Source organism: Myxococcales bacterium, assembly GCA_016717005.1.
Classification (GTDB): domain Bacteria; phylum Myxococcota_A; class Polyangia; order Haliangiales; family Haliangiaceae; genus UBA2376.
In genome coordinates, this window is record JADJUF010000037.1 from 664,449 (window position 1) to 691,008 (window position 26,560).

Consider the following 26,560-nt stretch of genomic DNA (forward strand, 5'->3'; position numbering starts at 1 on the left):
GCGGGCCGGCGGGCCGCGCCCGGATGCGGACGGCGGTGGGCGCTCGCGCGGCCTGATGGCCGGCACCACCGCTGCGACGGTGCCGTCGGACAGGGCGGATGACCGCGACCGACGCGCCGCGGCCGCCGGACGTGTCACACCGACGGGACCGTCGCCGCCCGTGTGAGCTGGAACTCCACGCGAAACGCGAGGCCGGTGCGCCCCTCGGACAGCAGCTCGTAGCGGAGCTCGTCGTCGGTGGCGTGGGTCCGCGCGAGGGACACGAACGGCGCGTAGGCGACGAACCGGGCGACGCGCCAGACCGCGTCGACGGCGTCGGGTTCGAGCGGGCCGCGCACGACGAACGAGTCGCCGTCCTCGCGCACCGTCCAGCCCGCGGGCAGGCAGTGGCGCAGCTCGACCGCGACGCCCTCGACGCAGCGCACGTCGAGCGCTCGGTGCAGATCCACGCGGCCCATGCGCGGACTCTACCAGCCGCCGCGAGCCCGCCGCGGCCGCGCGTCGGGGCCGCGAGGAAACCGGGGACATGACGGCGCGTGTCGGAGTAGGTTCCCTGGACCATGTCGGGACGAAGAGGCAGCTGCCTGTGCGGCGCGCTCCGCTACGAGGTCGCGGGCGAGATCGAGGGTGTCTGGATGTGTCACTGCTCCAACTGCCGCAAGGCGAGCGGCGGCACGGGCAACGCCATCGTGATCGTCAAGCGGGCCGACTTTCGCTGGCTCGCGGGCGAGGACCACCGCGTGACCTACGCGCTGCGGCCGACGTACACGATCACCCGGTGCAAGACCTGTGGCACGCCGCTGCCGGCCGAAGAGGACGCGGACAACGTCTACCTGACGGCCGGCACCTTCGACGACCCGCTCGGCGTGGGGATCAAGACCCACATCTTCTGCGGTTCGCGCGGCGACTGGGACTACGAGATGGAGGGCGTCCGGCACTTCGCCGAGCGGTCGACGTGACCGCGTCGCGGGTCGCTGACGATCGGGGCGCCGGGCTCCTCGCGGCGCCTGACGATCGGTGGGCGCCGGGCTCCTCGCGGCGCCTGACGATCGGTGGGCGCCGGGCTCCTCGCGGCGCCTGACGATCGGTGGGCGCCGGGCTCCTCGCGGCGCCTGACGATCGGTGGGCGCCGGGCTCCTCGCGGCGCCTGACGATCGGTGGGCGCCGGGCTCCTCGCGGCGCCTGACGATCGGTGGGCGTCGAGCTCATCCGACGTTGTCCGGTTTGCGGACCGATAGCCGGGCGCCGGCTCGTCCGAGGTTGTCCGGTTCGCGGACAGATGTCCGGGCGCCGGCCGCGACCGGACAGCGACTCGCTGTCGTGGCGCGGGGTTGGCGCTGGCAAGCGGCTTGCTCTGGGCTGGTGCGATGTCGCTGCCCCGCCCGGTCCGGCCCGGACGGTTCCTGATGGTGAACCGGCGCTGCGTGCAGCGTCAGTTCCTGTTGCGGCCGAGCCCCGGGACCAACCAGACGTACCTGTACTGCCTGGCGGTCGCGGTCGAGCGCTTCGGCCTCGAGATGATCTTGCCGTCGGTGATGTCGAACCACCACCACGACGTCACGTACGACCGCCACGGCTGTGAGGTCGAGTTCCGCGCGTACTTCCACATGCTGGTCGCGCGGGCGATGAACGCGCTCCTCGGCCGGGCGGAGAACTTCTGGTCGGCCGAGGCGCCGTGCACCGTCGAGCTGGTCGATCCCGCCGACGTCATGGACAAGCTGGTCTACGCCGCGACCAACCCGGTCAAGGACGGCCTCGTCGAGCGGGTCCACCACTGGCCCGGCGTCAACGGCCTCGGCGCGCTGCTGCGCGGGCGCACGATCACGGTGCAGCGCCCGCGGCACTTCTTCCGCGCCGACGGCGACCTGCCCGAGGTCGCGACCCTCACGCTCACCATCCCGCCCGAGCTCGGCGACCCCGACGTGGTCCGCCGCGAGCTGCGCGAGCGCGTCGCCGCCGTCGAGGAAGCGGCCGCCGCCGAGCGCCGGCGCACCGGCGCCCGCGTCCTCGGCCGCCGCGCCGTCCTCCGCCAGTCGTGGCGCGACAGCCCCGACACGCCCGCGCCGCGCCGCCGCCTGCGCCCGCTGATCGCCGCGCGTAACACCGCGCACCGCGTCGCCGCGTTGAAGGCCATCCGCGCCTTCCGCGAGGCCTACCGCGACGCCCGCCTCCGCTGGCTCGCCGGCCGCCCCGCCATCTTCCCCGCCGGCACCTACTGGCTCGCCCGCTTCGCGGCCATCACGGTCGCCGCCGCCTGACCCCAGCCCCGCGCCGTCCCCCAGCGCGTGCACCCCGCACGCGCCGTCGCGGCGTGGCCGAAACGCCGCCGCTCGCGCCCCCGTCACCCGCCCGCAGCCCGCCCGCCGCGCCGGCAGCCTGCCCCGGGCGGCCCCCCGCGCCGCCGTTTGCCGCCCTACCCCTGGTCCGGAGCCGCCTGGTCCGGAGCCGCCCCGCCGTTTGCCGCCCTACCCCTGGTCCGGAGCCGCCCGGCGTGGCCGAAACGCCGCCGCTCGCGCCCCCGTCACCCGCCCGCAGCCCGCCCCGCCGCGCCGGCAGCCTGCGCCAGGCGGCCCCCCGCGCCGCCGTTTGCCGCCCTACCCCTGGTCCGGTGCCGCCCTACCCCTGGTCCGGAGCCGCCCTACCCCCGGTCCGGAGCCCCGGTCCGGAGCCACCCGCCGCCCTCGCCGCCCTACCCCCGGTCCGGAGCCACCCGGCGTGGCCGAAACGCCGCCGCTCGCGCCCTCTCCGCCCGCCGGCAGCACGCGCCACCGCGCCGCCAGCCTGCCCCAGGCGGCCCCCCGCGCCGCCGTTTGCCGCCCTACCCCTGGTCCGGAGCAACCCGGTCCGGAGCCAGCGCCCGGTCCGGAGCCACCCGGTCCGGAGCCACCCGGTCCGGAGCCACCCGGTCCGGAGCCACCCGGTGCCGTTCCGGCCAGCGCCCGGTCCGGTGCCGCGGTCCAGAGCCAGCGGAGGCAGCCCGGTCCAGAGCCCCCGCGGTCCCCGCTACCGCAGCCGCTCGAGGATCTCGTCGCGGGTGCAGACGCCCTTCTCGATCAGCAGGCCCATCAGCTTCTTGAGGACGTCCTCGTCGCGGCGGACGAGGGCCTCGAGGGACGCGACCCGCTCCTGCAGCTCGGCGAGGTCGGCGTAGGACGGGCCGCGCGCGGCGGGCGGCGAGGTCACGGTGGCCATGGCGATGCGCGCCCGGCTCTGGGTGCTGGGCGCGCTGGTGCCGTCGACGTTGACGGTGCGGCTGGCGGCCGGGTCGTAGGCGCTGACCAGCTCCATCTCCTCCTCGGCGGCCCGGGGCACGTCGACGGTGTCCCGCCGGCGGTTGCGGCCCAGCCCGCGCCCGTAGTAGCTGCCGATCGCGCGCTCGATGGCCTTGGGGCCCGCGAGGTACGCGCGGATGTTGAGGTTGGTCCGCACGCGCAGCTCGTCGAGCACGCGCAGGTTGTTGGGGTCGCTCATCGCGACGTCGAGGAACTTCATCGGCTGCCCGAACGGCATCAGCCCCCAGGTCTCGGCCAGCTCGCCCGGCACCAGGTCGATCACCGCCTGCGGGATCTCCATGCCGTCGAGCTCGACCACGGGCACCGCGAGCTGCCGCGACAGCGCCACGACGACCTGCTCCTCGCTCACCAGCTTGAGATCGACCAGCGCGCGCCCGATCGGGCCGCCGTGGCGGCGCTGCTCGACCAGCGCGGCGCGCAGGCCGTCCTCGTCGATCAGGCCAGTCTCGATCAGGATCTCGCCAATCCGCTTGCGCGCCATCGCTCCGCCTCGGGTTACTGGGGGGTGACCAGGGTGGCCTGGCCGGTGCGCGCGAACGTCCCGAGGAACTCGGACGACTGGCGCCGCCCGGCCGCGGTGTCGAACACGACGAAGTGGCCGTCGCTCAACGTGGCCTGGTACTGCACGATCACGGCGGTGTGGCCGTCGAGGTTGCCGACGATCGGCGCGGTCGCGACCCCGCGGCCGCGCATGGCCAAGCCCGCGATCGGCGCGATCACCGGCGCCGCCTGATCGCCGCCGATCGCCACGGCCAGCGCCTCGATGTCGGGCAGCGGCGTGAAGTGATCGACGAACCCCATGCTCTGGTAGATGTCCATCGGCGCCAGCCCGGCCGGCGGCTCGCGCACCAAGAGCGGCCCGTAGTTGATCGCGTCCGAGCGCTCGACCCAGGTCTGCAGCAGCGCCAGCACCGGGTTCCACTGGTCGAGCGGCTCGTCCTGGATGATCGAGCGCACCAGCGACGTCACGTCGAACGGCTCGGTCTTGTTGAGCAGCGCGAAGTACAGGAGCCCGCCCGCGCCCGACAGCACCGCGGCCCGCACCGAGGGCTCGACCGCCAGGAATGGTGGCCCGGTCAGGCCGCCCTGGGAGTGGCCGAAGAACGACAGCTTGGCGGTGTCGAAGGTGATCGTGTGCGGCGCCGGCTCGGCCTCGTCGATGGTCAGGCCCTCGAGCAGCCGCACCACCGAGAAGTCGTCGGCCGCGCCCTGGATGGCGTTGTTGCGCCCGGCGTCGGGGTTCTGGAAGTTGAAGAAGTCGAGCTCGGGATCGCCGCCGGGGTTGCGCGGCCCGTGCAGCACCTGATCGATCGAGACCGTCGCCAGGCCCTGCTCGGCCATGCGCACCGCGGTGCCGTCGCCGATGAACGACTGGTAGCTGCCGCCGGTGCCGTGGGCGTAGATCACGACCGGCCAGCCGCCGGCCGGCGCCGGGCCCTCGGGCACGGTGATCGAGAATCGCAGCGCCTCGGTCTGCTGCACCACCGGCAGGCCGTCGGGCCCGAGCACGATGTCGCCGCCGGTCAGGCGGTACGGCAGCTCGCCGTTCTGGAAGTTGGGCGCGTCGAACACGCCGTTGTAGATCGCGTACGGGACCGCGAGCGCCGGCTGGCGCTCGACGTCGCGCGCCACCACCGGCGGCAGCGACCGCACCTTCGCGCGCAGCTGGCCCATGATCGCGGTGACGGTCTGGGTCGTGAACACCGCCGCGGACACGACATCGGCGCGCTCGTCGCCGCCGGGCTCGTCGAGCCAGGTCCACAGCGGCGCGTAGCGGTCCTGGGCCCGGGCCAGGGTCGGGTCGGCCGGCGCCGCCGCCGCGGCGATCGCGGCGAACTCGTCGGCGACCAGCACCGGCTCGCCGTTGGCCTGCACCCGCCGGGTCACGACCAGCGCGTAGGTGGTGTGCTCGTGCAGCGGGAAGCCCGGGTACGGCAACGCCGCCAGCCAGTTGGGGCCGATCGTGAAGCCGTGGCGATCCTGGAACCGGAACCGCAGCGGGTGGCGGGCGCCGCGTGTCGGTGACGCAGGATCGACGTCGACCAGGTACACCGACGCGCCGTCGGCCATCGAGGCCGCCGCGTCGGCCGGCAGCGAGTCGAGATCGATCGCGCCGGAGAAGCGCTGGAAGATGGCGGCGTTGGTGCCGAAGCCGTCGAGCTTGGGCAGCGCGTTGGTGTAGGCGCCGATGATGCCGACCGGGACCGGGTAGTCGGTCATGATCGGGTGGCCGTCGTCGTCGCGACGGATGTCCGACGGGAACGGCAGCGCGTAGAACTCGCTGGGCGCGACGCCGAGGCGCGGCACCTCGAACACCGCGGCGACCGGCGCCGGCGGCACCACCGGCGGCGACTCGCACGCGGCCACGAGGACGACGGTGGCGGCCAGGATTGTGGACTTGGTCATCGGTGCCTCGGCGTCAGAACGAGAACGACAGTCCCAGCGAGGTGAACCCGGCCACGCCCAGCGCGCCGGCCGCGCCCGCGGTCGCGCCGCCGAGGGCGTCGCGATCGTCGCGGTAGAAGTACCAGCTCCCGGCCCCGGCGGCGGCCGCGGCGCCGAGCAGCACGACGCCGAGCCAGCGGGTGCGGCTGCGCGCGTGCGCGACCCGAGCCCGGGCCCGCCGCGTCGCCGGATCGATCACGACCGGCACGTCGATCGGCGCGCCGTCGCCGACGCCGTTGACCAGCGCGACGACCGCGAGCGCGGCCTCGGTGAAGGCCTCGTCGGTCGTGCACACGTCGCACTTGGCGGCGACCTGGGTCAGGGGTTGACCGCTCCGGGTGTCGAGCAAGGTGATGACGTAGTGATAGCTCGGTCCGCTGGTGGCGAGCGCGACCTCGATCACGGTCGCGACCGCGGCCCCGCGCTGGAGCTCGGCCAGGCACGTGCCCAGCAGGCACGCGGTGTTCCAGGGCGTCCCAGCCAGGTACGCGCGCAGGCGCTCGCGCGACGCGACCTTGAGGCCCGACAGCTCGAGGCCGTCCTCGATCTTGCGCGTGAACACCTCGGCGGCGTCGGCCGACAGGCCCTCGACCCGCACGTCGAGCAACCCGATCACGTCGTCGGTGTCGGCCGGCGCCGGACGCGGCTTCGCGGGCTGGGCCCAGGTCGGGGCCGCCAGCGCCGTCACCGCCACCGCCACGACCAGCGCGCGCATCAGGCCTCGTCGACGTCCGCGACGAACCGCTTCATCAGGCCGTCGATCATCAGGTTGCGCTGGGCCACGTCGTACTTGCCGTCGCGCCAGGCGCTCTTCGTGTCGTCGTACTTCTTGTGGACGTCGGCCAGCACCACCTTGTAGCGCTGCACCTTCTTCAGGATGTCCTTCTGGTTGCGGATCAGATACGCGAGCATCGACGCGCCCGCCGCCGCGGTCAGCACCAGCGACAGCGGTCCGCCGAGCGCGTAGCGGAGCCCGACCCGCAGCGCCAGCGCCAGGCCGGCGCCGATCGCGACCTTCTTGGTGCCGGTGCCGTCGACGACCGAGTCCTTGGCGAGCCCGACCGACGTGCCCCCGCCGGCCGCGATCAGCAGCGCGATGAAGTTGCCGCGCCGCGTGGTCCAGCCTCGGTCGTAGTAGTCGCGGACCGCCTGCTTCTGGAAGGCGTCGAAGTCCCGGTAGATGCCGCCGTCATCGCGCGGCGCCGCCGTGGCCCGCTGGTCTGCCATGCGGCCAGTGTAGCGCGTCGCCGGCCTGCCGCTGCCCGACCTGCTTGCGAAAGGCCCTTCGCCGGCTCAGATTCGTCCCATGCGAACCGCAGCGCTGGCCGGGCTGTTCGGGGTGATCCTGTCCGCGGGACCGGCGCGCGCCGACCTCGCCACCGGGGCCGAGCAGCTCGCGCGGGGCGACTACAAGGCCGCCATCGGCGAGCTGAGCCGGACCCGCGGCGCCGACGCCGGCAACGCCCGGCTGCTCCAGGTCGACGCCCAGCTGGCGATCGGCGACGTCAAGGGCGCGGAGGCCACCGCGACCGCGGCCAGCAAGGACGCCAACGCGGTGGTGGCAACGAACGGCAAGGTCGCGCTGGCCGACGTCCTGCGCGCGACCGGCCGCGTGGCCGAGGCGCAGAAGCTGCTCGAGGCGGTCGTCGCGGCCGACCCCGGCCACCGGCCGGCGCGGCGCGCGCTGGCCCGGCTCCTGACCGCCACCGGCAAGCTGGCCGAGGCCGACGCGCTGTGGAAGCGGACGATCGACGAGTACGACGCCAAGCTGCTCGATCTCGACAAGGCCGCCGACCTGTTCGCGCTGGGCGAGGCCGCGCGCGCGCGCGGCGAGTTCGAGCTGGCCAACGACGCCTACCGCGAGGCGGTCAACCTGGCGCCGACCTCGACCGAGGCCGGCCTGGCCTGGGCCGATCTGTTCCGCAGCAAGTACTCGGGCGAGGTCGCCGAGCAGACCTACGACGAGGTGCTCAAGATCAACCCGCACCAGCCCGACGCCCACGCCGGCATGGCCGCGGTGCTGCTCGAGAACCGCTACGACCTGGCCCAGGCCCGCCACCACCTCGCCGAGGCGCTCGCGGTCAACCCGCGCCACCTGCCGTCGCTGCTGGTGCGGGCCTCGATCGAGATCGACCAGAACCAGTGGGACGCGGCCGGCAAGACCCTGGCCGAGGTGCGCGCGGTCAACCCGCAGTCGCTCGAGGCGCTGGCGCTCGAGGCCACGATCGCGTGGCTGCGCGACGACACCAAGGCCTACGACGCCGCCAAGGCCAAGGCGTTCGCGATCAACCCGGCCGACGCCGACCTGTACCAGACGGTCGCGCGCTCGGCCGTCCGCGAGCACCGCTACCGCGAGGCCATCGAGCTGTCGAAGCAGGCGGTGGCGCTGCGGCCCGACGCCTACGACGCGATGAGCGAGGTCGGCATGGGCTACCTGCGCCTGGGCGAGGAGCAGGAGGGCGTGGCGTGGCTCAACAAGGCCTGGGCCGGCGACAAGTACAACGTCCGGACCTACAACACCCGCAACCTGTTCAACGACACGATCCCGTCCGACTACACGTTCTCGTCGTCGAAGTCGTTCAAGTTCCGCTACCACAAGGGCGAGCAGAAGATCCTGTCGCGCTACATCGAGCCGACGCTCGAGCGCGCGTTCGCCGACATGGTCAAGCGCTACGGCTTCACGCCCAAGACGCCGGTCGTCGTCGAGCTGTACCAGGACTCGGATCACTACAGCGTGCGCACCGTCGGCCTGCCCAACCTCGGCGCGCTCGGCGTGTGCTTCGGCCAGGTCATCACCGCGATGTCGCCCTCCAACGGCGACATCAACTGGGGCATGGTGCTGTGGCACGAGCTCGGCCACGTCTTCGCGATCCAGCTGTCGAACTCGCGCGTGCCGCGCTGGTTCACCGAGGGCCTGTCCGAGTACGAGACGCTGATCGCCAACCCGTCGTGGCGGCGGGAGAACGACGCCGACGTCTACGGCGCCGTGCTCGAGGGCACGCTGCCGTCGGTCGCGACCATCAACTACGAGTTCGTCCAGCCCGACGCGCAGAAGGTCGTGGTCGCGTACTACCTGTCGAGCGTGATGATCGAGTACATCGCGTCGACCTACGGGTTCCCGAAGATCGTCGCGGCGCTCAAGCTGTTCGGCAAGGGCCAGGAGACGCCGGCGGTGGTGCAGGCGATCACCGGCCGCACCGTCGCCGAGTTCGATCAGGACTTCCGCGCGTACCTGAAGGTGCGCCTGGCGCCGTACCAGGGCACGTTCCGGCTGCCGACCGCGGGCCTCGACGACGTGACCGCGCTCGCGATCGCCGCCGACGCCAAGCCCAAGGACGCGCTGGTCCGGGCCCGGCTCGCGCTGGGCCACTTCTACCAGGGCGACGCCGATCCGGCCGAGACCGCCGCGACCGCGGCGCTCAAGCTCGACAAGAAGCAGCCGATCGCGCGCTACATCCTGGCCGAGATCGCGCTGCGCAAGGGCGACGAGCCCGGCGGCAAGGCGCTGATCGAGGGCCTGATCGCCGACGGCCACGACAGCTACGACCTGCGGATCCGGCTGTCCGAGCTGGCGGTCACCGACGGCGATCTGGCCGGCGCGATCGCGCAGCTGTGCGCGGCCAAGCGGCTCGACCCCGAACGCAGCTACCCGTACATGGCGCTGGCCGAGATCTACAAGAAGCAGCAGCAGGCCGACCTCGCCCTGACCGAGCTCGAGCACTACGTGATGCTCGAGCAGATGCAGCTGGCGCCGCTGCGCGAGCTGGTCGACGCCTACGCCACGCGCGGCGCGTGGCCCAAGGTCAAGACCTACGGCGAGATGGCGCTGGCGATCTACCCGGCCGACCCAGACTTGCTGCTGTCGCTGGGCAAGGCCTACCTGGCCCTGGGCGACGGCGCGGCGGCGCTGTCCAGCTACGACAGCGCGCTGGTGATCGATCCGCCGATCCGGCGGCCGGCGCTGGCGCACCTGGGCCGGACCCGGGCGTACCTTGCCCTGGGCGACAAGGCCAAGGCCCGGGCCGCGCTGGCGCTGGCGGCCAGGACCGAGCCGGCCCACGCCGAGGTCATCGAGCTGAAGAAGCTCGTCAGATAGGTGCGACCGCGGTCGCGGTGGCGTGGTCGCAGGCGGCGAGGGGCTGTCGGCGGCGGCGGGTTGAGTCCGCCGGCAGCAACCGGCACGGTGGTCGAGGAGGTTGCCATGAAGAACGCAGGTCTGGTCTGGGTGCTGACGATGGGCGCGCTCGCGGCGTGTGGCGGCGACGATCCCCCGACGCCGTACACGCTCACCTTCGCGGGCACCGCGCCGACCGGGCTGGTGGCCCAGGACGGCGACGGAGGCTGGCAGCCGGTGGCGTACGTCGCCGGCGGCGCGACGTTCGACGTGACCGCCGGCTTCCACGCCTGGGCGGTGAAGTGCGACGGGTTCTCGTTCGTCCGGGTGAACTACGACGCCGGCGACCGCGGCCGGCCGATCGAGCCGTGCGGTGGGGTCCCGGCCGCGGCGGTCCACCTGCGGGGCCAGCTCACGCCGAACACCGCCGAGGTGTTCGTCGGCCTGAACGGTTCTGCCGAGCCGGCCGGCACGGACGGGAGCTACGACGTGGCCAGAGCGCCTGGGACCTACGACGTCGTGGCGCTCGCCACCGACGGTCCGCGCGCGCTGATCCATCGCGGCCAGGACCTCACCGTCGACGCGACGCTCGACCTCGATCTCGCGACCGGGTTCGACCGCGTGCTCGCGCCCGTGACCGTCACCGGCGCAGGCGCCGCGGCGGTGTCGCTCGGCTCCGAGCTCCACACCCACGACGGCACCGGGACCTACGTGCCGATGCTCGGCACGGCCGACGCGGTCTGGCTGGTGCCGCCGGCCCAGCGCGTCGCCACCGATCGCATGGTCGCGCTCGCCTACGCCGAGTCCGCAGGCACCACGCAGATCGTCCAGCGCTTCGTCTCTGACGCCACCGCGCCGACGCTGGCGTTCGCGGCGTTCCCGACGATCGCGGGCGATCGCAGCGGAGCCACCTGGGGCGCCACGCCCGACATGGTCTACACGTGGCTGCGCTCCACCACCAACCCGCCGGTGACCGTCACGATGAACGCCTCGGGCGCGTGGCAGGCGGCCCGGGGCGGCGCCGGCGCGCTGCCATGGTTCGATCCGAGCGTCGTGGGCGCGCCCACCTTCGAGGTCGGGACCACGCTCGACTGGTCGATCTCGGTCGAGGTCGGTGATCGCGCCGGCGAGCTCACGCTCGACAGTCGCGACGCCACGTTGACCTGGTAGCGGTCACGCCGGGCGGCGGCGCAGCGCGGCGAGCAGCGCCAACCGACGGTCGTCGGCCGGCACCATCTTGGCGAGCCAGCCCGCCACATAGTCGAGGTCGAGGTCGTCGCGGATCGCGACCAGCCGCTCGAGATCGAGCACGTCCTTGGGGCGGCCGAAGAAGAGCTTCAGGACCATCAGGTCTTCGGGCGAGATGAACCAGCGGGCGTGGCCGCCGGGATCGATCACCGCCCGACGGCGGGTCCGCATCGCGACGTGGTGCGGATGACTCGCGATGAAGACGTCGATCGGCGCGCGCCCGAGGCGCCCTCGGATCAGGCCGATCCGCGTGGCGTCCCGCGCGGCGTCCGGTCCGAGCATGACGCCCGCGCGCTCGAGCGCGTCGATCACCCGCGCGACGCCGGCCGGATCGACGAAGACGGTCACGTCGACGTCGACGGTGTTGCGCGGCGCGCCCCACACGCCGAGCGCCAGCGCCCCACCGATCGCGTAGTCGATGCCGTCCTCGTCGAAACGATCGGCGACCCTCGCGGCGGCGTCCGCGGCGCTCATGCCGCGTGGGCGCGCTGCGCGGCGAGGAGGAGGACGGTGTCGGCCGGCAGCGGCGCGGGTGCCAGCGCCCGCTCGAGCTGGCCCGGGGTCAGCTGCGCGAGGTAGTGATCGGCCTCTCGACACAGCGCGAACATCGTCGCGAGGCACTCGGCCGGGGTCGCGTCGCGCCACAGCTCGGCCTCGCGGGCCCGCTCGCTGGTCTCGCCGAGCGCCGCCCGCTGGGCCTCCAGGAGACGATTGGCCGCTTCGAGCGAGTCCATCGTCGATAGCTTACCATCGACCACGCGGCGTGACCTCGGCGCGCTCGGCCTGCCGCCGGCTACCAGACCCGCGTCACGGCGCGGTGGGCGAGCACGACCTCGGGGCTGGCCTGCAGCAGCTCGGCGTAGCGGCGCTGGAACAGCGCGCCGTCGGGCTCGGCGGTGAGCAGCGCGCGCACGGTCGCGCGCAGGTCGGCCTCGTCGTCGGCGGCGACGCCCTCGTCGAGCCGGACGATCAGCGACGACAGCGGGCCGAGCCAGGCCAGCGCTGGATCCTCGACCAGCAGGTGCCACAGCGCGGTCGCGGTCAGGCGCCCGCGGGTGCGCTCGAGGGCGACGCGCTCGACCTCGATCAGCGCGCGATGGAGATCGAGCAAGCGCTCGCGCAGCTGGTCCACGCCCGCGAGCGTAGCGCGCGCCGGGCGGCGCGGCGGCGCGGCGGTGCTCGCGCGGCCGGAGGCCGGAGCCGGAGCCGGAGTCGGAACCGGAGCCGGAGCCGGAGCCGGAGCCGGAGCCGGAGCCGGAGCCCGGAGCCCGGGAGCCGGAGCCGGAGCCGGAGCCGGAGCCGGACCCGGAGCCGGACCCGGAGCCGGAGCCGGACCCGGACCCGGAGCCGGACCCGGAGCCGGACCCGGAGCCGGAGCCGGACCCGGACCCGGAGCCGCTACAGCTCGTAGGTCAGCGAGATCGTCAGGCTGAGCTGCTGCGCGTCGCCCGACAGCGTCGGCCCGCCGCTCGGCGCCGCGACGTGGGCCTGGACGAAGCCCGCGGCGTTGGGCAGCTCGGCGCCCCAGCGGCCGTTCCAGCCGTAGCCGTCGCCCGAGCCCTCGCTGATCGAGGTGATGCGGCCGAGCTTCACGCCCAGCGCCGACGCGGTCTGCTCGGCCTTGGCCTTGGCGGCGGCCAGCGCCAGGTCGCGGACCTCGCGCTTGCGCGCGGGCAGATCGAGCACGCGGCGCTCGGTCGTGAGGTTGGTCGCGCCGGCGCCGACGGCGACCTCGAGCAGCTCGGGCAGCGCCTCGAAGCTCGCGGTGGTCGCGGTCAGATCGATCGCCGCGCGGTAGCCGCGCACGCGCTCGCGCTTCTCGTCGTAGACCGGCTGGATGCCCAGGCTCGAGAACGTCAGGTCCTCGGCGGCGATCCCCGCGGCGATCAGCGCCTGGCGCAGCTCGGCCTGGCGCGCGCGCAGCTGGGTGGCCGCGACCCGGGCGCGCGGCGCCTCGGCCGCGATCGTCAGGTGCAGGTCCGCGACGTCGGGCCGCACGTCGAGCACCGCGGTGCCGACCACCACGAACTGACCCGGCTGCGGCGTGTCGGCGCGGGCGCCGTCGACGTGGACGTGGGTGACCGGCTGGCGGCACGCGGCGGCGCCGGCGCCGAGGGCCAGGACCGAGACGAGCGACAGGGCGACGCGAGCGGCGGCAGGACGGGAGGTGCGCATGCCCCTACTACGCGCGCGACCCCGACGATGCGTCCCGCGCGCGCGAGCCCTTACACGGGCCTGACCCGCGCCCGCGGTCGTGGCATCCTGCGCCCGTGGACGCGCCCGCGATCACGCTCGGCTTCATGGCCGGCACCCTCGAGGTGCGCGGCGCCGACGCCACCGTCGGCGCCGGCCTGCCCGGCTGCGTCTGGGACGAGCGGACCGCGTGCCATCGCGCGCCGGCGGTCGCGTACGCGGCGATCGTGCGGGCGCTGGTGGCGCAGCGCCGGCCGTACCTCGACGAGGCCCGCCGCTACGGCGAGCTGGCCGCGGGCGCGCGGGTCCACCGGCCGCCGCGGCCGTACCAGGCCGAGGCCCTGGCCGCGTGGCAGGCCAGCGCCGGGCGCGGCGTGGTGGTCCTGCCGACCGGCGCCGGCAAGACCCAGGTCGCGCTCATGGCGATCGACCTGCGCCGGCGCGACACGCTGGTGGTGGCGCCGACGCTCGATCTGGTGCGGCAGTGGCACGAGCTCCTGACCGCGACCTTCGGCGGGCCGGTCGGCCTGGTCGGCGGCGGCGAGCACGACGTGCGGCCGCTGACCGTGACCACCTACGACTCGGCGTACCTGTACATGGAGCACCTCGGCGCGCGGTTCGGGATGGTCGTGTTCGACGAGTGCCACCACCTGCCCAGCGGCAGCTACGCCATGGCCGCGCGGCTGGCGCTGGCGCCGTTCCGGCTGGGGCTGACCGCGACCCCCGAGCGCACCGACGGCAAGGACGCGCTCCTGACCGAGCTGATCGGGCCGATCGTCTACCGCAAGGAGATCGTCGAGCTGGCCGGCGACTACCTGGCCGACTACGTCACCGAGCGCATCGAGGTCGACCTCGCGCCCGACGAGCGCGTCGCCTACGACGCCGAGCGCAAGATCTACCGCGACTTCATCGTGGCGAGCGGCATCCGCCTCGGCGGGCCCGATGGCTGGGCCCAGTTCATCATCCAGTCGTCGCGCAGCCCGGCCGGGCGTCGGGCGATGCAGGCGTTCCGCAACCAGCGGGCGCTGGCGCTGTGCGCGCCGGCCAAGCTCGACTACGTCGAGCACCTGCTGGGCGAGCACAAGGACGAGCGCGCGCTGGTGTTCACCCAGGACAACGCCACCTGCTACGAGGTCGCGCGCCGGTTCCTGATCCCGGCGATCACCCACCAGACCAAGGTCCGCGAGCGCACCGAGCTCCTGCGCGGGCTGGCGGCCGGGCGCTACCGCGCGCTGGTGGCGTCGAAGGTCTTGAACGAGGGCGTCGACATCCCCGAGGCCAGCGTCGCGATCGTGCTGTCGGGCTCGGGCTCGGTGCGCGAGCACGTCCAGCGCCTAGGCCGGATCCTGCGCCAGCAGGACGGCAAGCGCGCGATCCTCTACGAGCTCGTCACCGGCGACACCGGCGAGACCTACACCAGCGATCGCCGCCGGGAGCACGTTGCTTACCGCTGATCTGGTCCGGGCCCGCCGCGCCAAGGGCGAGCTGCGGCTGCTCGCGCTCGACGCCAAGGCCCGGGCCGGCGCGCTCGACAGCGCCGCCGCGCTGATCGCGGTGGCCGAGGCCCACGTCGGCGAGCGCCGCGACGCGTTCGACGAGGCCTGCGCCGCGGTGGTCGCGGCCGCGCTCGAGCCGCGCCTGGCCGCCGGCCTGGCCAAGCTGATCGAGGACCGCGCCGAGTTCGACGTCGACGCCACCGCCGATCCGGTCGAGCTGCGCCGCGACGTGTTCGAGCGCGCCGCGGTCGCGCGGGCGGCGCTGGGGCCCGGCGAGCGGTTCGGGCGCGAGGCGGTCCTGGCCGCGGCCGCGGCCGCGCGCGGCGTCGACGTCGACGCGGTCGAGCGCGGGCTGTTCGCCGATCTGCGCGGCGCCCACGTGCTGGTGCGGTTCGCGACGCTGACGCCGGCGGCGCTGGTCGAGGCCTACGAGCAGGGCCAGGCCCAGGCGGTGCTCCTGCGCGCGGTCGCGGTCGTCGTCGAGGTCGAGTGCGCGGGGCCGGCCGCGTACCGCGCGCTGTTCCGCCAGCTCAAGTTCCAGCGCCTGCTGCACACGATCACGCCCGGCGCCAAGGGCGGCTACCGGATCGAGATCGACGGGCCGTTCAGCCTGTTCGAGGCGTCGACGCGCTACGGCCTGGCGCTGGCGCTGGCGCTGCCGGCGATCCAGGCGTGCGATCGCTGGAAGCTCGAGGCCGAGATCCGCTGGGGTCCGGCCCGCACGCCGCTGCGCTGGAAGCACGAGGGCGCGCGCGCCGGCGCCGACGACGCCCGGGCCGACCTGGCCGACGAGGTCGTGGCGCTGGTCGACGCGGTGACCGCGCTGGCGACGCCGTGGACCGTCGCGCCGGCCGAGGCCGTGCTCGATCTGCCGGGCGTCGGCCTGTGCGCGCCCGATCTGGCGTTCACCCACCGCGACACCGGCGTGTGCGTCTACCTCGAGGTGCTGGGCTACTGGAGCCGCGACGCGGTGTGGAGGCGGGTCGAGCTGATCGAGCGCGGCCTGCCCGCGCGCGTGGTGTTCGCGGTCGGGCAGCACCTGCGGGTCAGCGAGGCCGCGCTCGACGGCGAGCTGCCGGGCGCGCTCTACGTCTACAAGCGCACCCTGGTCGCCAAGGCCGTGCTCGAGCGGGTCGAGGCGGTGGCGGCGGTGCCCGTGGTCGCGCCGCCGCCGCCGCCACCGACGAAGGCCGCGGCGCCGCCGCGCGCGCGCCGCACCCCGCGCGCGACGTAGCGCGGTCCGACGCCGCCGGCTCCGACGAAGGCCGCGACGCCGCGCCGCGATCCCGGGCCCCGCGCGCGACGTAGCGCCGTCCGCTGCCGCGGGCGATTCGCCGACGCCGCGGCGTGATCGCCGGCGCCGCGGTGTTATGTAGCGGCCGATGTCCGCCCCGCGCCCGCCCCTGCCGTCGTCGGTCGATCTGATCGTGGTCGGGGCCGGCACCGCCGGCGCCGCCACCGCAGCGTTCGCCGCCGAGCGCGGGCTCCGGGTGGTGTGCCTCGATCGACGGCCGCTGACCGGCGCCGGGGCCCGCTGGGTCAACGGCGTCACCCGCGCCGCGCTGCGCGAGGCCGGGATCGTGCCCGACGAGGGCCTGGCCGAGCCGCCGCGGTTCCACCTCGTCAGCGCGCACCGCCGCGTGACCGTGCCGCGCCACGACATCGTCGATCTCGACATGCGCGCGCTGGTGGCGCAGCTCCAGGCCCGGGCCCAGGCGGCGGGCGCGACCCTGATCGGCGACGTGGCCGTGCGCGGCCGCGACGGCGTGACCGTGCTGACCGACGCCGGGCCGGTGCGCGGGCGCTGGATCGTCGACGCCAGCGGCCTGGCCGGCGCCGGGCTCATCGCCAACGCGGCCGTCGCGGCCGAGCACCTGTGCGTCGCGGCCCAGGGCGTCTACGAGGTGCGCGACCGCGCCGGCGCCGCCGCGTACTTCGCGGCGCGCGATATCCCACTCGGCGAGATCTGCGCCCGCGTCGGCATCGCCGGCGGCTTCTCGCTCCTGAACGTGCGCGTGCATCCCGGCGGCGACACCGTCGGCGTGCTGACCGGCTCGATCCCGGCGCTCGGCCACCCCGGCGGCAAGGCGCTGCGTGACGAGTTCGTGCGCGCGCAGCCGTGGATCGGCCCGATGATCTACGGCGGCGGCGGCGCGATCCCGCTGCGGCGCCCGCGCGAGGAGCTGACCGACGGCAAGGTGATCCTGGTCGGCGACACCGCCTGCCAGGTGTTCGCGGCCCACGGCTCGGGCATCGGCGCCGGCATCCTCGCTGGCAAGCTGGTCGCCGAGACCCTGGCCGCCGGCGGCACGCCGTTCGACTACGAGGTCGCGTGGCACCGTCGCTGGGGCGGGATGTTCGCCGCCTACGACGCCGTCCGCCGCTGGAACCAGCACCAGACACCCGACGAGCTCGACGCCGTCATCGCGCGGGGCGTGTTCGACGCCGAGCTGGCCCGGGCCGGCCTCGATCAAGATCTGCCGCGCCTGAGCCCGCGCGCGCTCGCGACCAAGCTGCCGGCGGCGCTGCGCGAGCGCGGCGTGATCGAGCTGGCGACCCGCACCGCGGCCGCGCTGGCCCTGGGCCGGCTGTTCCCGCGCCGCGGGCCGGCCCGGCGCGCGTGGTCGGCGGCGATGCAGCGCCTGCTGCCGGTGTGACCAGCCGCGCGGAACGCCGTTGACAGCGCCGGCCGGGGGACCTACGACGTGGCGGTGACTCCCACCGACGACGCCGTGACCGCCGACGACGATCTGCCCCTGCGCTTCGCCACCCGCAACGCGCTGGCCGCGCTGCCGTGGTTCGAGATCGATCACGGTGAGATCGTCGTGGCCGACCCGACGATCGGGCCGATCATCGACACCCACACCCACTACGCGCTGCCGACCCTGTCGATCCACCACCTCGACATGACGCGGTCGACGCCGGACTCGAACCTGCTGCTCGGCGCGTGCTGCGCGCACCACCTCGACATCCGCGCCAACCAGTGCTTCGCGCCGCACGAGCTGGCCGAGCTCAAGCGCGACCTCCTGCTCGGCGGGCTGACCGGGCGCGGCAAGCGCCCCGATCACACCGCGCCCAACCTGGCCCGCGACATGGCCAGCATGAACGTGACCCACGCGGTCGTGCTGGGCATCGACATGGCGATCCCCAACCGCCACCCGACCGACACCCTGCGCGCCGTCGCGACGCGATCCGAGGCCACGGGCTACGGCAGCGTCCACCCGCGCTCGCCGCTGGCCAAGATCCGGTTCGAGGAGCAGGTCCACCTGGGCGCGCGCGGCATCAAGCTGCACCCGCCCAACCAGCTGTTCCGCCCCGACGCCTGGTACGCGATGCGCATCTACCGCTGGTGCGGCGCCGCCAACATCCCGGTGTTCTTCCACGCCGGCCCGGCCGGCATCGAGCCCAAGATCGGGCAGTACTGCGCGCAGATGCGCTTCTACGAGCGGCCGCTGCGCGAGCTGCCCGGCACCCAGTTCGTCCTCGGCCACGCCGGCTCGCTCCAGCACAAGGAGGCGATCGCGCTGCAGCGCCGCTACCCCAACGCCTGGCTCGAGATCTCGGGGCTGTCGCTGGCGCAGCTGCGCGAGGTCGTCACCGAGGCCGACCCGACGCGCGTGGTCTTCGGCTCCGACTGGCCGTTCTATCACCCGGTCTTGCCGCTCGCGAAGCTGATGATGGTCACGCGCGATCGCCCGCACCTGCGCGCCGCGATCCTGCACGACAACGCCGCGCGCCTGCTCGAGGCGACGAGGGCGCGCTGATCTGCGGCCGCCGCGCCGGGCGCGACAACGCCGCGCGCCTGCGCGAGGCGACGAGGGCGCGTTGATCTGCGGCCGCCGCGCCGGGCACGACAACGCCGCGCGCCTGCGCGAGGCGACGAGCGCGCGCTGATCTGCGGCCGCCGCGCCGGGCACGACGACGCCGCGCGCCTGCGCGAGGTGACGAGCGCGCGTTGATCTGCGGCCGCCGCGCCGGGCACGACAACGCCGCGCGCCTGCGCGAGGCGACGAGCGCGCGTTGATCTGCGGCCGCCGCTCCGGGCACGACAACGCCGCGCGCCTGCGCGAGGCGACGAGCGCGCGCTAGCTGGTCACGCGCCGTCGTCGGGCGCCACCGCGGGCCCGTCGGGCGCCACCGCGGGCCCGTCGGGCGCCACCGCCGCCTCGGCCGGCGCGGCCGCGAAGTGCGCGGACACCGCGGCCGCGGCCTTCTTGTTCATGCCGGGCGCGCGCGCCAGCTCCTCGACCGAGGCCGCGGCGATCGCCGCGACGGTGCCGAAGTGCCGCAGGAGCGCCTGGCGCCGGCTCGCGCCGATGCCGGGGATCTCGTCGAGCGAGCTGCGCAGCGCCGCCTTGCCGCGGCGCTCGCGGTGGAACGTGTTGGCGAAGCGGTGGGCCTCGTCGCGCAGCCGCGCCAGCAGGTACAGCTCGGCGGTGTTGGCCCGCAGCGCCAGCGGGTCCTTGACCCCGCGCACGAACACGCGGTCGGGCATGTCGCCGGCGGCGAGCTCGCGCTCCTTGGCCAGCGCGATCACGTCGAGCGCCGCGGCGTCGCCGTCGAGCGCGATGCCGAGGTCGCGCAGCGCCGCCACCGCCATCGCGAGCTGGCCCTTGCCGCCGTCGATCACCAGCAGGTCGGGCACCGCCCAGGCCGGATCGTCGCCGCCCTGGGATCGCTTGAACCGGCGCGACAGCACCTCGTACATCGACGCGAAGTCGTCGTTGCCGGCGGTCTTGATCTTGAACGTGCGGTAGAGCTGCTTGGCCGGCAGCCCGTCGACGAACGTCACCATCGACGCGACCGTGTCGGTGCCGGAGACGTGGGCGATGTCGAAGCACTCGATCCGCTGCGGCAGCCGGCGCAGGCCCAGGCGCTCGCGCAGCTTCGCGAGCGTGGCCTCGGCGTCGGCGCCCTTGTCACGGCGCGCGGTCATCGCCGCCGCGGCGTTCTTCTCGGCCAGCTCGATCAGGCGCGTGCGGGTGCCGCGCTGGGGCCAGACCAGCCGCACCTTCTTGCCGCGGGCCGCGCCCAGCCACTCGGCCAGCACCTCGGCGTCGTCGAGCGGCACCGGCACGACGACCTCGTCGGGGATGTACGTGCCCGTCGCGTAGTACTGCTGCACGAACGCGGCCAGGATCTCGGCGTCGGGCAGCTCCTGGTCCTTGTGCCCGACCGAGCGCTTGCCGACCAGCTTGCCGGCGCGCACGAACAGCACGGTCAGCTCGGCGGCGTCGCCCTCGCGGTGCAACCCGAACACGTCCTGGTCGACGAAGTCGTCCTGGACGATCGTCTGGCGCGACACGGTCTTCTCGACCGCGGCGACCGAGTCGCGCAGCTTGGCCGCGACCTCGAAGTCCTCGGCCGCGGCCCGCGCGGCCATGCGCTCGCGCAGGCGCCCGACCAGCTCGCGGTCGCGGCCCTCGAGGAACAGCACGACGTCGTCGACCTGCTCGGCGTACGCCCGCGGCTCGACCGGCAGCGCGCACGGGCCCGAGCAGCGCTTGATCTGGTACTGCAGGCACACCCGGCCGCGGTGCTCGAGGACGTGGTCGGTGCAGGTGCGGAGCTGGAAGTGGCGGTTGAGCACGCGCAGGGTCTCGCGGCACGACGTCGCCGAGTGGTACGGCCCGAAGTAGCGGGCGCCGTCGTCCTTGATGTTGCGCGCCACCTCGACCCGCGGGAACTGGCGGTGCGGCGGCGCGCCGGGCGTGGTGGCCGGCGGCCGCACCCGCAGCACCAGGTACTGCTTGTCGTCGCGCAGCTTCACGTTGAAGCGCGGCTGGTGCTTCTTGATCAGGTGGTTCTCGAGGAGCAGCGCCTCCTTCTCGTCGGTGACCACCATGGTCTCGACGTCGTGGAGCACCTTGCCCAGGAACCCGGCCGCGACGAAGTAGCGCTCGTCGCCGCCCGGCCGGAAGTACTGGCGCACGCGCACGCGCAGGTTCTTGGCCTTGCCGACGTAGATCACCTTGCCGCCCGCGTCCTTCATGACGTAGACGCCCGGGTCCGTCGGCAGGCGCGCGAGGAGCTCGTCGAAGTGCGCGGCGCGCGGGTCCATCATTCGACTCGGTGAGGTCGGCCTCGGCCCATGCCATACCAACGCTGACCGACCCGCGCAACGCCAGCGCTCGGCTCGGACGGCGGCGAGGCGGCGAGGCGGCGGGCGCCCCTGCGGGCGGCGCGGCCGGACTACAGGTGCGCGATGTCCTTGAACGTGACGAACACCATCAGCACGATCAGGAACAGCACGCCGACCATGGTCACGGTCATCTCGACCCGCGGGTTGGCGCGGCGCCGGGTGACCAGCTCGTAGCCGAGGAAGGCCAGGCGACCGCCGTCGAGGGCCGGCAGCGGCAGCAGGTTGAACAGGCCCAGGTAGACGTTGAGCATCATCAAGAGCTCGAGGCCGTAGATCAGCCCTGAGCCGAACGCGCCGGAGAACTCGTTGAAGATGCCGACCGGGCCGGTGACGGTGACCTTGGCCTCGCCGCGGATCGCGGCGTAGAGCCCGCCGACGATCTGCTTGGTCTGGACCCACGGGTAGCGCACCGCCTCGACCGCGGCGGTGCCGACGCCGACCTCGCCGCGGGTCTCGAGCGCGATGCCCATGCGCCAGACCTTGATGGTCTCGCCGGCCGCGTTCTTGACCTCGACCTCCGCGGTCGGCACCTCGAGCGGGACCCGCTGGCCCTTGCGCTCGACCACCAGCTTCATCGGCACGCCCTTGGCGTCGTTGGTCAGCACCGCGAGGGGCTTGTCGTCGGGGCCGGCGCCGCGCAGCTTGAGCGGCTGGCCGTTGGCCTCGACGATCACGTCGCCGGGCTGGAGGATGCCGTGGGCCGGCGCCTTGGGATCGACCGCCGACACCTTGTAGTGATCGGCCCAGCCCGGGATGCCGGCGCAGCTGTAGATGCCGAACGCCATGACCACGGCCGTGAGGTAGTTGGTGCCCGGCCCGGCGAAGATGGTCGCGATGCGCTGCCACACCGGTCGGTTGGGGTAGGCCTCGCGGTCGTCGGGGTCGACGTCCTCGGCGATGTTCATCCCCTTGATCTCGACGAAGCCGCCGAACGGGATGGGCGCGAGCTGGAACTGCGTCCCCTTCTTGGACCGCCACTTGGCGATCGCCGGGCCGAACCCGATCGAGAAGCGCTCGACCCGCATGCCGCACCAGCGCGCGACGAAGAAGTGCCCGGCCTCATGCACGATGATGAGCATGCCGAGCGCGAGGATCGCGCCGAAGTAGATCATGTCGCCGCTGACTATAGCAGCCCGGTCGCGGTCACGACGGGCGCGTGGTCGACGACGGCGCGCGGCGCGGCAAGAACGCCGAGAACCAGCGCGGCCGGGCCGCGCTCGCGGCCTCGACCTGCTGGACGTCGATGCGCAGCCCGCCGGCGGCGAGCCGGCGCGCGAGCCGACGCTGGCGCGCGTCGCGGAAGCCGCGCAGGCCCGTGGTCGCGGGCAGCGCGCGCACGCGGTTGGCGACGATGAACGCGTCGTGCATCACGACCGCGTCGACCGCGCCGTCGCGGACCGACAGGATCGCCTCGGTGGCGCCGGCCATCGGGCCGAGCACCTTGTGCGGATCGATGATCCACAGCACCCGGCCCTGGGCGCGGGCGGCGCCGGCGTCGGCGCCACGGCCGCGGCGCGGCGCGTGGATGACGCGCAGCTCGGGCACGCGGGCGCGCTGGAGCGCGAGCACCGCGTGGGAGTTGTCGCCGGAGTCCTCGTCGACCGCCAGGATCTCGAAGGACAGGCCCAGGGTCCGCAGCTCGCTCGCGAGCCGCTGCACCGCCGGACCGATCGCGTCCTCGTCATCGCCGAAGGGCAGCACGACCGAGACTTCGTAGCAGGACGACATCAAGCTGACGTACCGCAGCAGCTTCTGTGCCGGGAACGTGACGCGCCGGCGACGCTGGACGACCACCGCAACCGCCCGGACTCGCTGGCGCCGGTCGTGTCAGTGATCGCATGGCCCGACCATCGCGCCGTCAGCTTGCGTCGAAGTTCGCGCACATGGTGCGCAGCCGGCTACGCACCTACCGCCCCCAGTGCCCGTCGAGCCGCGGCCCTACCGCGCTCCAGCCGAGCGTGGGGACGGGGTCGATCGGCGCGCGCGCGGCGGGCTCGATCGCGGCCGCGAGGGCGTCGACGTCCCCCGGCGGCACGACGTGCGCCCCGAGCAGCGCGAGCGACGACAGCCCGCCGGTCGCGGTGACCACCAGCGGCACGCCCGCGGCCAGGGCCTCGAGCGCGGCCAGCGGTGTGCCCTCGTGGCGGCCATCGGCGGTGGCGATCGACGGCACCGCGACCACGTCGGCGTCGACCAGCGCGCGATCGCGCGCCGCCGCGTCGAGCCAGCCGTCGAAGCGCACGCGCGCGGTGATCCCGAGCGCCGCGGCGCGCTCGATCAGCGCCGACCTCGCCGGACCGTCGCCCGCGATCCGGAGCCGCACGTGCGCTGGCAGCCGCGCCAGCGCGGCCAGCGCGACGTCGACGCCCTTGATCGGCACCAGGCGGGCGAGGACGACGACGGTGATCGTCGTCCGGGTCGGCCGCGCGGCGCGCGCGGCCACGATGGCCGCGGTCGCGGCGTCGTCGACGCCCATCGGCGAGACGATCGCGTGGGCCCGGGCCGCCGGCCACGCCGCCGCGACCGTATCGAGGATCGCCGGCGACACGCACGCCAGCCGCCCGCGCCGCAGCGCCAGCGCGCGCAGCGTCGGGCCGAGCAAGCGGCGGCGCGCCAGCAGGTGCACGTCGCCGCCGTGCGCGATGGCCAGGAGCGGCCCGCGGGTCGGCAGGGCGGCCCACGCCGACGGCGCCAGCCAGTGCGCGGCCACGGCGTCCCAGCGTCGCGCCCGCCCCGCCACCGTCAGGCTCAGGCGGGCGGTGAACCCGACCGCGCCGCGTCCGCCACCAGCCGCCAGCGCCTCGGGCGCGCCCCCGGCGTAGAACAGCCCCGGCGGGGCCGCGACGCGCGTCACCTGCTCGGCGCGATCCCAGCGCGCGTCGATCTGGGCGTCGCCGGCGGCGATCACCTCGACCTCGGCGCCGGTGCCGCGCAGGTAGGCGACGTGTCCAGCGACGAAGCTCCCGGCCGCATCCCCGGGCCAGCGGGGGTACGAGGTCGTCACGACGCCGATCCGCATCCACGCGACCGTACAGGGTTTGGGTGCGCGCGGAAGATCGCGCGCGCACGCTATGGCGGCGCGCACGCCATAGCGGTCACCGCGCGAGCGCCGACCGCCGCGCGGCCCGCCGGCGCTACGCCGCGATCGACGTACGATCGGGCGTCGCCAGCGCCGCCAGGTTGGCGCGAGGCGGCTTGCTCGCGTAGTCGTAGAGGCCGACCTTGGTCTTCCGGCCGAGCTGACCCGCCTGCACCAGGCGGCGCAGCAGCGCCGGCGGCCGATAGCGGTCGTCGCCGAACTCCTTGTAGAGCAGCTTCGCCATCGCGTAGACGACGTCGAGGCCGATCAGATCCGACAGCGCCAGCGGCCCCATCGGATGACCGCAGCCCAGGCGCATCGCGGTGTCGATGTGCTCGGCGCCGGCGAGGCCCTGCTCGTACGCGGCGATCGCGCCCAGCAGCATCGGCACCAGCAGGCGGTTGACGACGAAGCCGGTCGAGTCGAGCACCGGCACCGCGGTCTTGCCGAGCCGCGTGACGAACGCCTCGCACGCCGCGAGCGCGTCGGCGTCGGTGTCGGGCAGGTGCGCGATCTCGACCAGGTTCATCGCCGGCACCGGCGAGAAGAAGTGCAGGCCGAGCGTGCGGCGCGTCCGCAGCCCCGCCGACAGGTCGGCGATCTTCAGGGTCGAGGTGTTCGACGCCAGGATCGCGGTCGGGTCCATGATCGTGTCGAGCCGCGTGAACAGCGCGCGCTTGGCCGCGAGGTCCTCGACGATCGCCTCGATGACCAGGTCGCACCCGGCCACCGCGGTCTCCTCCAGCGCGACCGTGATGCGGGTCAGCGCGGCCTCGGCGTCGGCCGCGGCCAGCTTGCCCTTGGCGACCCGCGCCGCCATCGCCGCGCCGATCCGGGCGTGGACCGCGGCAGGGTCGCCCCCGGTGGCCTTCACCAGGACGACCGGCAGGCCGGCCAGCGCCGCGACCTCTGCGATCCCCGCTCCCATCAACCCGCTGCCGACGATACCGATCTTGTGCAGTTCAGACATCAGATCCTCCTGTACAAGAGAAACAATAATGTACCAGGAACGTTTTGTCAATCTGTAACATATTGATTTATATTGACAATATGATTTACAAGTTCACGAATTGGTCAATGCATTCACATTGCATGTAAACACACAACGCATTGCGCTATCCGGAGCGGGACCGAGCGCGGGCTGGGGACAGAGCCGACGTTCCGGAGCCGAATCCGGACCCCGAACCGGACCCCGAACCGGAGCCGGAGCCGGAGCCGGAGCCGGAGCCCGGAAGTCGCAGCCGCGGAAGGACTCGCCCTACTGCGGCCGGCCGCCGTCGAACCACACCTTCCACCCCGACGTCGGATCCTTCTTCCACACCGTCACGTAGCTGCCGGCCCCCACCTGCTCGCCGGCCAAGGACAGCACCTCGAACGTCCCGACCGCGAACGCGACGTCGCCGCGGGCGCGCGTCACCTTCGGCGTCCAGACCAGCTGCGCGCCCGCGAACAGCTGCGTCATCTCCGCGCGGATCGCGTCGTGGCCGCTGACGAGCGCGCCGCCGCTGAGCTCGGCGCCGTCGGCCGCGAACCACTGCACCCAGGCGTCGGCGCCGCGCTCGGCCGAGTCCTTCGCGAACAGCGCCTCGAGCGCGGCGATCTCACCGGCGGCGGCGGCGGCGACGGGCGCGCTGCGCTCCCACGCCAGGCCCGGCGGCTCGGCGCCGGCCAGCGCGCCGTCGGGGCCGCGCCGCAAGGTCAGCGTGGCGGTGCCGGCGTCGTCGCTGGTGAACAGCGCCGCGGTCGCGCCGATCTCGGCCGCGCGGAGCTCGATCGACGTCGGCGCCGCGCCCGGGACCAGGCGCACGCTCCACGCCCGCGGCGTCGCGTCGGTCGCGCTGGTCTCGTCGAAGATCCAGACCCGCGCGCCGCCGTCGTCGCCCAGCCACACGCCGTAGCGCGCGCCGCGGCTGGCCACGAACGACAGCTGCCCGCCGGCCGGCGCCGCCAGCGCGTGATCGCCGGTGAGCCACGGCAAGAGCGCCTCGTCCTCGGGCGCCGCCGGCGGCGTCGGCCCAGCCGGCGCCCGCGCCGACGATCCCGACGAGCCACATCCAGCCGCGACCAGCGCGGCGACCACGGCGAGCGTGCGGAGGTTCATGCCGCGAAGGTAGCGCGGACTACTCGTCGCTGCCGCCGCCCATGGCCGCCGCCGCCGCGATGTCGGCCTCCTTCACCTTCGACGCGTCGAAGCCACGCGCGCCGGCGAGCATCTTGGCGATGACCTGATCGAGGTCGCCGCGCACCGGCTGGCCGGGCTTGGCCCGCACGAACCGCAGCGGGTTGATGCGCGCCACCACCACCGGCTTCAGGTTGCCGCTGGTGAAGCCCGCGTCCTTGAGGCGCTGCACCGCCTCGGCGACCGCGCCGTCGAGCTCGACCAGCTTGACGGCCTGGGCCTCGCGCTCGACCAGCACCTCGGCCAGCGGTCGATCGCTCCACGCCAGGCACCGGCTCACGATCGGCAGGTACGCGCCGCCCGAGAACCGCGCGTGCTGCTCGTAGCAACCCGCTGGGTGTCCAGCCCAGACGACACCCTGGCGCGGTGGT

General features: G+C 74.2%; 24 protein-coding genes. 8 read left to right on the top strand and 16 right to left on the bottom strand.

Features of this window, described 5'->3' with window-relative positions; genetic code table 11:
* Positions 1 to 134: 134 nt before the first annotated feature.
* Positions 135 to 458, bottom strand: coding sequence for a hypothetical protein (locus tag IPL61_26500; GenBank protein MBK9034772.1), 324 nt, complete (start codon positions 456 to 458; stop codon positions 135 to 137).
* A gap of 102 nt (positions 459 to 560) precedes the next feature.
* Between IPL61_26500 and IPL61_26505 the strand changes: the two genes are divergently transcribed.
* Both IPL61_26505 and IPL61_26510 read left to right on the top strand, forming a co-directional pair.
* Entirely contained in the window at positions 561 to 959 is a 399-nt protein-coding gene (locus tag IPL61_26505) for a GFA family protein (protein ID MBK9034773.1), read from the top strand.
* Between the two features lie 408 nt (positions 960 to 1,367).
* Positions 1,368 to 2,258: a hypothetical protein gene (locus tag IPL61_26510; GenBank protein ID MBK9034774.1), complete on the top strand. Its 891-nt coding sequence runs from the start codon at positions 1,368 to 1,370 to the stop codon at positions 2,256 to 2,258.
* 745 nt (positions 2,259 to 3,003) lie between these two features.
* On the opposite strand, the gene IPL61_26515 is transcribed toward IPL61_26510, so the two are convergent.
* Genes IPL61_26515 through IPL61_26530 form a run of 4 tightly spaced genes read right to left on the bottom strand, consistent with a single transcriptional unit; the run spans position 3,004 to position 6,965 of the window.
* Positions 3,004 to 3,774, bottom strand: coding sequence for a hypothetical protein (locus IPL61_26515; protein ID MBK9034775.1), 771 nt, complete (start codon positions 3,772 to 3,774; stop codon positions 3,004 to 3,006).
* A gap of 14 nt (positions 3,775 to 3,788) precedes the next feature.
* The gene (locus tag IPL61_26520; GenBank protein ID MBK9034776.1) at positions 3,789 to 5,699 is read right to left on the bottom strand and encodes a hypothetical protein; all 1,911 of its coding nucleotides are present in this window, start codon (positions 5,697 to 5,699) and stop codon (positions 3,789 to 3,791) included.
* A 13-nt stretch (positions 5,700 to 5,712) separates the two neighbouring features.
* Positions 5,713 to 6,453, bottom strand: coding sequence for a hypothetical protein (locus IPL61_26525; protein ID MBK9034777.1), 741 nt, complete (start codon positions 6,451 to 6,453; stop codon positions 5,713 to 5,715).
* On the bottom strand, positions 6,453 to 6,965 hold the full coding sequence (locus IPL61_26530; GenBank protein ID MBK9034778.1) for a hypothetical protein: 513 nt from the start codon (positions 6,963 to 6,965) through the stop codon (positions 6,453 to 6,455). Before IPL61_26530 ends, IPL61_26525 begins: the two co-directional genes overlap by 1 nt.
* Positions 6,966 to 7,044: 79 nt before the next feature.
* Between IPL61_26530 and IPL61_26535 the strand changes: the two genes are divergently transcribed.
* Both IPL61_26535 and IPL61_26540 read left to right on the top strand, forming a co-directional pair.
* Positions 7,045 to 9,834: a tetratricopeptide repeat protein gene (locus IPL61_26535; GenBank protein ID MBK9034779.1), complete on the top strand. Its 2,790-nt coding sequence runs from the start codon at positions 7,045 to 7,047 to the stop codon at positions 9,832 to 9,834.
* A gap of 105 nt (positions 9,835 to 9,939) precedes the next feature.
* Entirely contained in the window at positions 9,940 to 11,022 is a 1,083-nt protein-coding gene (locus IPL61_26540) for a hypothetical protein (protein ID MBK9034780.1), read from the top strand.
* A 3-nt stretch (positions 11,023 to 11,025) separates the two neighbouring features.
* Here the strand turns inward: IPL61_26540 and IPL61_26545 are convergent, their stop codons facing one another.
* From IPL61_26545 to IPL61_26560, 4 genes are all read right to left on the bottom strand, one after another.
* Positions 11,026 to 11,574 (bottom strand): hypothetical protein, encoded by a 549-nt coding sequence (locus IPL61_26545; protein ID MBK9034781.1) that lies wholly within the window; start codon positions 11,572 to 11,574, stop codon positions 11,026 to 11,028.
* Positions 11,571 to 11,834 carry a hypothetical protein gene (locus IPL61_26550; protein ID MBK9034782.1) on the bottom strand — a complete coding sequence of 88 codons (264 nt, stop codon included), beginning with the start codon at positions 11,832 to 11,834 and terminating at the stop codon, positions 11,571 to 11,573. The genes IPL61_26545 and IPL61_26550 overlap by 4 nt, the downstream gene beginning before the upstream one ends.
* A gap of 59 nt (positions 11,835 to 11,893) precedes the next feature.
* The gene (locus tag IPL61_26555; GenBank protein ID MBK9034783.1) at positions 11,894 to 12,232 is read right to left on the bottom strand and encodes a hypothetical protein; all 339 of its coding nucleotides are present in this window, start codon (positions 12,230 to 12,232) and stop codon (positions 11,894 to 11,896) included.
* Between the two features lie 266 nt (positions 12,233 to 12,498).
* Positions 12,499 to 13,275, bottom strand: coding sequence for an SIMPL domain-containing protein (locus IPL61_26560; protein MBK9034784.1), 777 nt, complete (start codon positions 13,273 to 13,275; stop codon positions 12,499 to 12,501).
* A 125-nt stretch (positions 13,276 to 13,400) separates the two neighbouring features.
* Here IPL61_26560 and IPL61_26565 point away from each other — a divergent pair, with 125 nt between their 5' ends.
* The 4 genes from IPL61_26565 to IPL61_26580 all read left to right on the top strand — a co-directional run bounded on the left by IPL61_26565 (position 13,401) and on the right by IPL61_26580 (position 18,553).
* A complete protein-coding gene (locus IPL61_26565; GenBank protein ID MBK9034785.1) occupies positions 13,401 to 14,747 on the top strand; it encodes a DEAD/DEAH box helicase family protein in 1,347 nt (448 codons plus the stop codon).
* Entirely contained in the window at positions 14,734 to 16,023 is a 1,290-nt protein-coding gene (locus tag IPL61_26570; GenBank protein ID MBK9034786.1) for a DUF790 family protein, read from the top strand. The genes IPL61_26565 and IPL61_26570 overlap by 14 nt, the downstream gene beginning before the upstream one ends.
* Positions 16,024 to 16,171: 148 nt before the next feature.
* Positions 16,172 to 17,446 carry an FAD-binding protein gene (locus tag IPL61_26575; protein ID MBK9034787.1) on the top strand — a complete coding sequence of 425 codons (1,275 nt, stop codon included), beginning with the start codon at positions 16,172 to 16,174 and terminating at the stop codon, positions 17,444 to 17,446.
* A gap of 54 nt (positions 17,447 to 17,500) precedes the next feature.
* Positions 17,501 to 18,553 carry an amidohydrolase family protein gene (locus tag IPL61_26580; GenBank protein MBK9034788.1) on the top strand — a complete coding sequence of 351 codons (1,053 nt, stop codon included), beginning with the start codon at positions 17,501 to 17,503 and terminating at the stop codon, positions 18,551 to 18,553.
* 329 nt (positions 18,554 to 18,882) lie between these two features.
* Here IPL61_26580 and uvrC read toward each other — a convergent pair whose 3' ends face one another.
* From uvrC to IPL61_26615, 7 genes are all read right to left on the bottom strand, one after another.
* Positions 18,883 to 20,853 carry an excinuclease ABC subunit UvrC gene (gene uvrC / locus IPL61_26585; GenBank protein MBK9034789.1) on the bottom strand — a complete coding sequence of 657 codons (1,971 nt, stop codon included), beginning with the start codon at positions 20,851 to 20,853 and terminating at the stop codon, positions 18,883 to 18,885.
* Positions 20,854 to 20,981: 128 nt separating this feature from the next.
* On the bottom strand, positions 20,982 to 22,043 hold the full coding sequence (locus IPL61_26590) for a site-2 protease family protein (protein MBK9034790.1): 1,062 nt from the start codon (positions 22,041 to 22,043) through the stop codon (positions 20,982 to 20,984).
* Positions 22,044 to 22,074: 31 nt separating this feature from the next.
* On the bottom strand, positions 22,075 to 22,659 hold the full coding sequence (locus IPL61_26595; protein MBK9034791.1) for a glycosyltransferase: 585 nt from the start codon (positions 22,657 to 22,659) through the stop codon (positions 22,075 to 22,077).
* Positions 22,660 to 22,837: 178 nt separating this feature from the next.
* Positions 22,838 to 23,950: a glycosyltransferase gene (locus IPL61_26600; protein ID MBK9034792.1), complete on the bottom strand. Its 1,113-nt coding sequence runs from the start codon at positions 23,948 to 23,950 to the stop codon at positions 22,838 to 22,840.
* Positions 23,951 to 24,065: 115 nt separating this feature from the next.
* A complete protein-coding gene (locus tag IPL61_26605) occupies positions 24,066 to 24,980 on the bottom strand; it encodes a 3-hydroxyacyl-CoA dehydrogenase family protein (protein ID MBK9034793.1) in 915 nt (304 codons plus the stop codon).
* A gap of 288 nt (positions 24,981 to 25,268) precedes the next feature.
* Positions 25,269 to 26,111 carry a hypothetical protein gene (locus tag IPL61_26610; GenBank protein MBK9034794.1) on the bottom strand — a complete coding sequence of 281 codons (843 nt, stop codon included), beginning with the start codon at positions 26,109 to 26,111 and terminating at the stop codon, positions 25,269 to 25,271.
* Positions 26,112 to 26,130: 19 nt separating this feature from the next.
* Positions 26,131 to 26,469 carry a hypothetical protein gene (locus tag IPL61_26615; GenBank protein ID MBK9034795.1) on the bottom strand — a complete coding sequence of 113 codons (339 nt, stop codon included), beginning with the start codon at positions 26,467 to 26,469 and terminating at the stop codon, positions 26,131 to 26,133.
* Between the last annotated feature and the right edge of the window lie 91 nt (positions 26,470 to 26,560).

Bases quoted from the DNA above. Each gene is read 5' to 3' on its own strand.
- IPL61_26610 (MBK9034794.1), bottom strand. From the start codon at position 26,111: ATGAACCTCCGCACGCTCGCCGTGGTCGCCGCGCTGGTCGCGGCTGGA.
- IPL61_26500 (MBK9034772.1), bottom strand. From the start codon at position 458: ATGGGCCGCGTGGATCTGCACCGAGCGCTCGACGTGCGCTGCGTCGAG.
- IPL61_26600 (MBK9034792.1), bottom strand. From the start codon at position 23,950: ATGCGGATCGGCGTCGTGACGACCTCGTACCCCCGCTGGCCCGGGGAT.
- IPL61_26565 (MBK9034785.1), top strand. From the start codon at position 13,401: ATGGCCGGCACCCTCGAGGTGCGCGGCGCCGACGCCACCGTCGGCGCC.
- IPL61_26510 (MBK9034774.1), top strand. From the start codon at position 1,368: ATGTCGCTGCCCCGCCCGGTCCGGCCCGGACGGTTCCTGATGGTGAAC.
- IPL61_26515 (MBK9034775.1), bottom strand. From the start codon at position 3,774: ATGGCGCGCAAGCGGATTGGCGAGATCCTGATCGAGACTGGCCTGATC.
- IPL61_26550 (MBK9034782.1), bottom strand. From the start codon at position 11,834: ATGGACTCGCTCGAAGCGGCCAATCGTCTCCTGGAGGCCCAGCGGGCG.
- IPL61_26525 (MBK9034777.1), bottom strand. From the start codon at position 6,453: ATGCGCGCGCTGGTCGTGGCGGTGGCGGTGACGGCGCTGGCGGCCCCG.
- IPL61_26575 (MBK9034787.1), top strand. From the start codon at position 16,172: ATGTCCGCCCCGCGCCCGCCCCTGCCGTCGTCGGTCGATCTGATCGTG.
- IPL61_26530 (MBK9034778.1), bottom strand. From the start codon at position 6,965: ATGGCAGACCAGCGGGCCACGGCGGCGCCGCGCGATGACGGCGGCATC.
- IPL61_26520 (MBK9034776.1), bottom strand. From the start codon at position 5,699: ATGACCAAGTCCACAATCCTGGCCGCCACCGTCGTCCTCGTGGCCGCG.
- IPL61_26560 (MBK9034784.1), bottom strand. From the start codon at position 13,275: ATGCGCACCTCCCGTCCTGCCGCCGCTCGCGTCGCCCTGTCGCTCGTC.
- IPL61_26545 (MBK9034781.1), bottom strand. From the start codon at position 11,574: ATGAGCGCCGCGGACGCCGCCGCGAGGGTCGCCGATCGTTTCGACGAG.
- IPL61_26605 (MBK9034793.1), bottom strand. From the start codon at position 24,980: ATGTCTGAACTGCACAAGATCGGTATCGTCGGCAGCGGGTTGATGGGA.
- IPL61_26540 (MBK9034780.1), top strand. From the start codon at position 9,940: ATGAAGAACGCAGGTCTGGTCTGGGTGCTGACGATGGGCGCGCTCGCG.
- IPL61_26590 (MBK9034790.1), bottom strand. From the start codon at position 22,043: ATGATCTACTTCGGCGCGATCCTCGCGCTCGGCATGCTCATCATCGTG.
- IPL61_26505 (MBK9034773.1), top strand. From the start codon at position 561: ATGTCGGGACGAAGAGGCAGCTGCCTGTGCGGCGCGCTCCGCTACGAG.
- uvrC (MBK9034789.1), bottom strand. From the start codon at position 20,853: ATGATGGACCCGCGCGCCGCGCACTTCGACGAGCTCCTCGCGCGCCTG.
- IPL61_26595 (MBK9034791.1), bottom strand. From the start codon at position 22,659: ATGTCGTCCTGCTACGAAGTCTCGGTCGTGCTGCCCTTCGGCGATGAC.
- IPL61_26535 (MBK9034779.1), top strand. From the start codon at position 7,045: ATGCGAACCGCAGCGCTGGCCGGGCTGTTCGGGGTGATCCTGTCCGCG.